Source organism: Aeromonas sp. MR7 (assembly GCF_963899385.1).
Taxonomy (GTDB): Bacteria; Pseudomonadota; Gammaproteobacteria; order Enterobacterales; family Aeromonadaceae; genus Aeromonas; species Aeromonas bestiarum.
In genome coordinates this window covers 1-658 of record NZ_CAWQXH010000025.1, presented here as the reverse complement: position 1 = coordinate 658, position 658 = coordinate 1, and the positions used below count along the sequence as shown (strand labels likewise).

Genomic DNA, 658 nt, shown 5'->3' with positions numbered 1-658 from the left:
CGCTCTTTAACAATTTGAATCAAGCAATCTGTGTGGGCACTCACAGCATCGAACATCAAACAATTTTGTTGATTTTCAATGTCTGGTGAAGTGACCAAAACGACTTGTTAGCAATAACAAGCCGAACAGTTTATTTCAGCAATTCATTGAGCCGCTGAGTTACTCCGGTAACAACGCAAACCAAACTTAAATTGAAGAGTTTGATCATGGCTCAGATTGAACGCTGGCGGCAGGCCTAACACATGCAAGTCGAGCGGCAGCGGGAAAGTAGCTTGCTACTTTTGCCGGCGAGCGGCGGACGGGTGAGTAATGCCTGGGGATCTGCCCAGTCGAGGGGGATAACAGTTGGAAACGACTGCTAATACCGCATACGCCCTACGGGGGAAAGGAGGGGACCTTCGGGCCTTTCGCGATTGGATGAACCCAGGTGGGATTAGCTAGTTGGTGGGGTAATGGCTCACCAAGGCGACGATCCCTAGCTGGTCTGAGAGGATGATCAGCCACACTGGAACTGAGACACGGTCCAGACTCCTACGGGAGGCAGCAGTGGGGAATATTGCACAATGGGGGAAACCCTGATGCAGCCATGCCGCGTGTGTGAAGAAGGCCTTCGGGTTGTAAAGCACTTTCAGCGAGGAGGAAAGGTTGGCGCCTAATA

At 51.5% G+C, this 658-nt stretch carries 1 rRNA gene; it reads left to right on the top strand.

The window, feature by feature from the left end:
- Positions 1-188: 188 nt before the first annotated feature.
- A 16S ribosomal RNA gene (locus AACW87_RS14560) occupies positions 189-658 on the top strand; the annotation flags it as partial.